The 6,693-nt window shown below is 38.3% G+C and carries 6 protein-coding genes; 5 read left to right on the top strand and 1 reads right to left on the bottom strand.

What is annotated here, in order from left to right:
• From IQ264_RS20280 to IQ264_RS20265, 4 genes are all read left to right on the top strand, one after another.
• On the top strand, nucleotides 1-1,153 hold a 1,153-nt coding region (locus tag IQ264_RS20280), incomplete at its 5' end, for a Sll0314/Alr1548 family TPR repeat-containing protein (RefSeq protein WP_322744764.1).
• 14 nt (nucleotides 1,154-1,167) lie between these two features.
• Complete coding sequence (locus tag IQ264_RS20275) at nucleotides 1,168-1,614, top strand: DUF3531 family protein (protein WP_193982617.1); 447 nt, start codon at nucleotides 1,168-1,170, stop codon at nucleotides 1,612-1,614.
• An 8-nt stretch (nucleotides 1,615-1,622) separates the two neighbouring features.
• Nucleotides 1,623-2,054, top strand: coding sequence for an NUDIX hydrolase (locus tag IQ264_RS20270; protein WP_193982616.1), 432 nt, complete (start codon nucleotides 1,623-1,625; stop codon nucleotides 2,052-2,054).
• A 20-nt stretch (nucleotides 2,055-2,074) separates the two neighbouring features.
• Nucleotides 2,075-2,593, top strand: a complete 519-nt coding sequence (locus tag IQ264_RS20265; protein WP_193982615.1) for a dual specificity protein phosphatase family protein — start codon at nucleotides 2,075-2,077, stop codon at nucleotides 2,591-2,593.
• A 137-nt stretch (nucleotides 2,594-2,730) separates the two neighbouring features.
• Here IQ264_RS20265 and IQ264_RS20260 read toward each other — a convergent pair whose 3' ends face one another.
• Nucleotides 2,731-3,144: a response regulator gene (locus IQ264_RS20260; protein WP_193982614.1), complete on the bottom strand. Its 414-nt coding sequence runs from the start codon at nucleotides 3,142-3,144 to the stop codon at nucleotides 2,731-2,733.
• 481 nt (nucleotides 3,145-3,625) lie between these two features.
• Between IQ264_RS20260 and IQ264_RS20255 the strand changes: the two genes are divergently transcribed.
• Nucleotides 3,626-6,550, top strand: coding sequence for a GAF domain-containing protein (locus IQ264_RS20255; protein ID WP_193982613.1), 2,925 nt, complete (start codon nucleotides 3,626-3,628; stop codon nucleotides 6,548-6,550).
• The last annotated feature ends 143 nt before the right edge of the window (nucleotides 6,551-6,693 follow it).

Below are 6,693 nucleotides of genomic sequence, written 5' to 3'. Positions count from 1 at the left end.
CCCTTGTCCCCTTGTCTCCCCTGCCCCCCTGCCCACTCACGGGAACAGGATAATTTACTATTGCGTCTTGGCTTTGGCATTATCAGAATTATGGTTGAGAGTAAATGAGGTGATGAGAGAGATGTTTTCTACTGGTAAGAAAAATTTTTCTGTTAGCGGGTTATCATCTTGGAAGTGTCGATCGCTCATCGGTTCGCTGGTAATGACTCTCAGCTTGTCGATAAATTTGGCGATGGCGGGAGATCCTTTCCGCACCAATAATCCCAAACCGATAGGGGAAAAAACTGAGGCAGCTTTTAACGCTGTGTTTCGCGAGGGCAATTACAAAGCAGCAACAGAGATTTATTTGCCGGAAGCAGAAGCGCAAGAACCTAATGAACCACTGATTTATGCGATGAAAGCTTCTATGGTTTACACTGATTGGCAAAGCGATAAGAAAAATCAGGCTTTGTCCGACTCTTTTAAATCTTACGCTAACAAAACCCGTGAAACTGCGGAAAAATTAAAGGCGACCGATCCTTTACGTGGTAATCTTTACGTAGCTGTTGGTGATGGTTTGGATGCGGCTGCGGTAATTACGGAAAAGGGAACGCTCAGCGGTGCGAGTCAAGCTTTAGGTAAATTACAGGATGTTTATCGTAGTTTGGATGAGGCGGAAAAGATCGCACCCGAAGATCCAGAGTTTAATTTGCTCAAAGGTTGGTTAGATTTACTAATTTCGGTAAATTTGCCCTTTTCTAATCCTGAATTGGCAATCAAACGTTTGGAAAAAGCGGCTCCTAGTTATTTAGCTTATCGCGGAATTGCTGTGGGTCGTCGGGATTTGAAACAATATCAGCAAGCACAGGAATATGTCGATCGCGCTTTGCAGGAAACACCCAACAATCCAGAGTTAAACTATTTAAAGGCACAAATTTTAGTCGATGCCAAGCAAGACCAAGAAGCGCAAAAATATTTTCAGTTAGCTTTGGCTAACTCGGAAAAATTACCTAAAGAAATGGTGGCGCAAATTGTCCGCGAACAATGCAAAAGTCAAAATACTATCGATCGCGATCGACAAAACAAACGCAATTGTAGCGCGATGCGAAATCAGGTCAGAGCAATAGCAGGAAAATGGGGGCCAAGTGTGAGTCAATTACCAAAATTAGATTAGTTGAGATTGCAGAGATGAAAATAGAGTTTCGCGAGTTTGACCCTTTTGATTTATGGATTTGGTTACAGTTCTCTACTGTTCCTAGTCCCAAGGAAAAACAGTATATTGAAGAACTTTTTGATTCCTGGTTTTTGTTGGGAAAATTAGGCGGTTTTAATGCCGAAAATTTGCAAGTGCAAGAGACTGGGATAGACATCAGTTACATGGAGTATGACCAAGATGCTGCTGATGAAAGTTTCATGGCTTTGATGCACAATATGAGTGAGGTGGAATATCAGGGAATTTGGGCGCGTTGCTGGTTTGATTTGGGTACTAGTGATGCGATCGCTCTCGATGTTTTAATCAATGCTCTGCAACAATTGAGTAAGGAGTATGTCACCATTGAAACTTTGTTTATTGGAGGCGAAAATAAAGATTGGCCTGTCACTAGACAGCGGGAAGCTAGTGTTTACGATAACTAATTAAATTTATGCTCAAAGAGGGTAAAATTCGGGTTTTAGCTTTGGGGATAATTCGTGACGATCGCGACCGCGTTTTTCTCTCCCAAGGATTTGACCCAGAAACAGAAGAAAATTTCTACCGTGCTATGGGTGGCGGTGTCGAATTTGGCGAAACTAGCAAAGAAACCTTAAAGCGCGAATTCTATGAAGAAATCCAGGCAGAATTAACCAATATCAAGTATTTGGGTTGTTTGGAAAGTATTTTTAATTTCAAGGGGAAGCAGGGTCACGAAATCTTATTTATCTATGAATGCGATTTTGTTGACCCTAATTTTTACCATGTGGAAAGTATCAATTTTAATGAAAAAGAACGCCAAAAAACAGCTCTTTGGGTAGAAATTGAAAAGTTTAGGTCAGGAAAATTCAAGCTAGTTCCCGAAGGATTTTTAACTTATTTATGAAATGGATTTTAGGATAAACAATGATTAACCAAGTCAAAAAACTATTTGGAATTGAACCGAAATCTACTACTAATACTGAGACAAAAAATCTGTTTTCTGTAGATTGGGTAATTCCCCGAAAATTAGCAATTGGTAGATTACCTCAAGCAGGTGATGGCGAACAATTGCTCAAAGCCAATATTAAAACGGTGCTGTCCCTTTGTGCTGAACAAGAAGGAGTTTTACCACAGGAAATTACCCAAAATTTTCAATGTTTCCGTGTGGTTTTACCCGATCGGCATTACACAACAGAAATGACAGCAGAACAGTTAGCTGAAGCTGTCAATATAGTTCACGAAAGTATCCAAAAAAATTCCCCTATTTTCGTTCATTGTTTAGCCGGAATTGAGCGTTCCCCAACAGTTTGCATTGCCTATCTATGTAAGTACCACAAAATGGAACTTTGGGAAGCCGCTAACTGGCTAAAACAAGTCCATTCTAGCTCGCTTCCTAATGATTCAGGATTACGGGCTATTCGGGAATTACTTCAGCAAAAATAGCAAGCTGAGGAAAGTCTTACCCTTGTGAAAATACAAAGTTAACCTGAATAAATTTTGTATCTTAGGAGAAGGATTTAAAAAAAATTTCCTATTTTCTTAATTCAAGACAGCTTAATTTGGCTAACTAAATAACCGAATTAAGCTTCTCTGGGAACTTCAGCTGGTAAATTTTCATTGATAAATTTTTCCACTACTTGTTGTAACTGATTGGCATCAAACGGTTTAGTTAAATATTCCGTAGCACCTGCTAAACGACCTTGAACTTTATCAAAAAGTTTGTCTCTTGCCGTCAACATAATTATTGGTAAATCGCGGAATTGCGGTAAATTACGTACTGTTCGGCAAAATTCTAACCCATCGATTCCAGGCATTGAGACATCCAGTAATAATACGGAAATTTTTTCATGATAAATTAGTGCTAAAGCATCAACTGCATTACTAGCTACTATTACCCGATAATCCCGCCCTAAAGCTCTTTTTATCATTTCTTGCATGACGACGCTATCATCCACCGTCAGCACTGTTGAAACATGACCTAAATTTGAAGACATACCCTATATCTCCCGTCTTCCAGTTGATGGTTACACCACAACTTTAACTTGTTTCCCACGCAAACATTAACATTATTTCATATACAATTGTAGTTGATTAATTAATAGGACTACAATAGAGATAAATAATAAAAAAATAAAGTATAAACTTTTGTAAATTCACCTAAAGAAAGATTAATTTTGGTTTAAATTAATCGGCAAAGTTCTTAAAATAATTTTAAGAAACCGAATGATATTAGTAGATTTCTTGATGAGTATCATAATGAATAAACAAATTTGGTTAATTTATGCAAAGAAAAAATATTAATATGGGAAACTTAGCAAAAGTTTCTCCGTGTAAAACTTTTGTAGAACGTTAGTGTAAAAAAAATATAAAACCAGTTAGGGAACGATCGCGTAATAAAAGTCAAAAAATTTGAGCAGGGCTTTCCATACTAATCAACAAATAGGTTAATTTTTATACATAAAGGGGGCTGAAAATATGAAAGCATTGTCAGGAAGTCGGACAGGACTGAAACTCTATCATTTGAGCCTGAAGCAATGTGAAATTAATAATAACTCTGAGGCTGATTTCGACGACCTGACTAGTCTAGCAGCTCACATTTGCCAAACTCCAATTGCTGCGATCAGGTTGTTTCAGGGTGAAAAACTTTTACTTAAATCAAAATCGGGTTTAAGTATAAATGAAGTCCAACAATGTGAAGATTTTTGCACTTTTACCAGCTGTCAAACTGACATAGTAGTTATTCCAGATACTCTGACCGATCGAAGGTTTGCCCTGCATCGAGCAGTACAGCTAAATCCCAAAATTAGATTTTATGCTGCTGTTCCCCTAGTGACAACTCAAGGGTTAATTTTGGGTACTTTATCTGTAATGGATTATGTACCGCGAGAAATTTCTTGGCAAGTGTACCAAGCATTTCAAGTTTTAGGTCGTCAGGTTGTAAGTAAACTTGAGTTACGTAATCAATTGTCCCTCCAAGGTCATCAATTAATCAAGGTTAAATCAATGCCGTCACAAGCGCCTTGGGATGTAGAGAAAATATTTGAAAGCATTACAGATGCTGTGATTGCCCTGGATCGTCAGTGGCAAATTACCTATTTAAACTCAAGAGCCGAGCAGATTTTTCCTCACTCTCAAGGAGAGTTAGTGGGCAAAAACTTTTGGTGTGAGTTTCCCGGAGTAGGTGATTCTAATTTATTTACAGAATGCCAGAGGGTAGTATCACAAAATGTGACTGCTCATTTTGAAGAGTTTTACTTACCGCTAGGTATTTGGTTAGAAGTGAGAGTTTGTCCTTATGATGATGGATTAATTATTTATTTACGGGATGTGACAGCAAGGAAACAAGCCGAAGTGATGTTAATGGAGCGATCGCGCCTCTCAGTTTTTAGCGCCGAAATTGGCATCACATTAGGACAGGGTGGTAATTTAACTGAAATCCTCAACCGGTGCACGCAAATTATGGTAGATCATCTGGATGCTGCTAGTGCTTGCATTTGGACAATTAACCCAGGAGCAGAAAATTTGCAATTGCAAGCAGTTGCTTTTGCTGTTAATTGTGCTTTTCCGCAGTCGGGAAAAGAATGTTTTACAGGAGAAAGGGAAGAACTACAAACTTGTAATTGGCTACATCCAGATAGTTCAATTGTTGATTTTATAACTCAAAGTCACCAACCTTACTTAAATAATAAAATTCAAACTCAAGACCAGCTAGGTGTGAAATTATGGCTGCAAAAAATGGGTACTTGTAGTTGTGCCTTGTTGAAAGCTTTTGCAGCTTATCCTTTAATTGTGGAAAACCGTTTAGTGGGGGTAATGGCGCTTTCTAGTCGCCAAATTTTCAGCGAAGAAGCACATAGTATGTTGGAGTGGATGGCTAATGCTATTGCTGTGGCGATCGATCGCACTTGGGCGCGATCGGAACTGCTTTCCCGCCGCGAAAGTTTGCTGTTTAGATTAGCTAGCCAAATTCGTAATTCCTTAGATTTAGATACAATTTTGGGAATTGCAGTGCATGAAATTCGCAGTTTATTACAAATCGATCGCTGTCATTTCCTCTGGTGTTGGCCTCACCCAGAAAAACCAAGTTTAACTGTCACTCATGAAGCTTGCCATCCTGATTTATCTAGTTCATTAGGTGATTATCCTAGCGAAAAAGTCACCAATTTAGTGAAAAAGATTTTGAATTTAGAAGCAATTCGAGTTGATAATATTCATAAGGAAACTAATTTAGATGAGCAAACGCGATCGCTATTAAATAGTTTGGCTATTACTTCCCAATTATTGATACCTTTACAAACCCATTCTGGTCAATTAGGTGCAGTAGTATGCAGCCATTGTAGTGGCGCTAGACCTTGGAGTAATAGCGAAGTTGAATTACTTAAAGCGGTGGTGGATCAATTGGCGATCGCGATCGATCAAGCCGAACTTTTTGCCCAAACTCGCGCCGCCGCTTTTGCTGCCCAAAGTCAAGCCCAACAACTCAGTCACGCTTTACAAAATCTCAAACAAACCGAAGCCCAGCTAGTACATACAGAGAAAATGTCCAGCTTAGGGCAAATGGTAGCAGGTATTGCCCATGAAATTAACAATCCCGTTAACTTTATTTACGGCAACTTAGACCATGCCAATGGTTATATTGCCGACCTCTTAGGACTGCTACATTTATATCAACAGTATTATCCAAATCCTGTCCCAGAAATTATCGAAGAAGCGGAAAAAATAGACTTGGAATTTCTCAAAGAAGATTTGCCAAAATTATTAGCTTCTATGCAAGTAGGTACAGAACGGATTCGGCAAATTGTTTTATCTTTAAGAAACTTTTCTCGTTTAGATGAAGCAGAAAAGAAACCTGTAAATCTTCACGAAGGAATTGATAATACCCTACTAATTTTACAAAGTCGTCTCAAAGGCGGGCAAGGTAAACCAGAAATTCAAGTAATCAAAGAATATGGCAATGTCCCTTCTATAGAATGCTATGCAGGACAACTGAATCAAGTGTTCATGAACATTATCAGCAATGCGATCGATGCTTTGGAAAATGTACCAGAACCACGAAAAATTACTATTCGCACCTCAGTATTTAAACATCGTTCTGAAAGTCATTTGTTAGCAGGTGAAAAAGCTTTGTCCAGTCGTGATTCTTTATCAGAATGTAATGATAATTTCCAGATAGTAGTAGTGAGTATTACTGATAATGGGCCAGGAATGACAGAAGAGGTTAGAAAACGTTTATTCGATCCATTTTTTACTACTAAACCTGTAGGTAAAGGCACAGGTTTAGGGTTATCAATTAGCTACCAAATTGTTGCCGAAAAACATGGTGGTCAATTGAGATGTAATTCTGAACCTGGTAAGGGAGCAGAATTTGTGTTAGAAATTCCAGTATTTATTAGTGAGTAACAATTAATACAAACATATCCAAAGTGTTTGAGAGAAAATAGTCATGAGTTAAGAATTCTTAAATTTTATTAGGTTTTATAACTCCTTTATCAAAGCGATCGTACACCCATATATTATGACGAAAAGTGTAACGATCCGCTGTT

It is taken from the genome of [Phormidium] sp. LEGE 05292, from assembly GCF_015207735.1.
Classification (GTDB): Bacteria; Cyanobacteriota; Cyanobacteriia; order Cyanobacteriales; family Aerosakkonemataceae; genus Floridanema.
This window is presented reverse-complemented; position numbering and strand designations above follow the sequence as displayed.

Bases quoted from the DNA above. Each gene is read 5' to 3' on its own strand.
- IQ264_RS20275 (WP_193982617.1), top strand. From the start codon at position 1,168: ATGAAAATAGAGTTTCGCGAGTTTGACCCTTTTGATTTATGGATTTGG.
- IQ264_RS20270 (WP_193982616.1), top strand. From the start codon at position 1,623: ATGCTCAAAGAGGGTAAAATTCGGGTTTTAGCTTTGGGGATAATTCGT.
- IQ264_RS20265 (WP_193982615.1), top strand. From the start codon at position 2,075: ATGATTAACCAAGTCAAAAAACTATTTGGAATTGAACCGAAATCTACT.
- IQ264_RS20260 (WP_193982614.1), bottom strand. From the start codon at position 3,144: ATGTCTTCAAATTTAGGTCATGTTTCAACAGTGCTGACGGTGGATGAT.
- IQ264_RS20255 (WP_193982613.1), top strand. From the start codon at position 3,626: ATGAAAGCATTGTCAGGAAGTCGGACAGGACTGAAACTCTATCATTTG.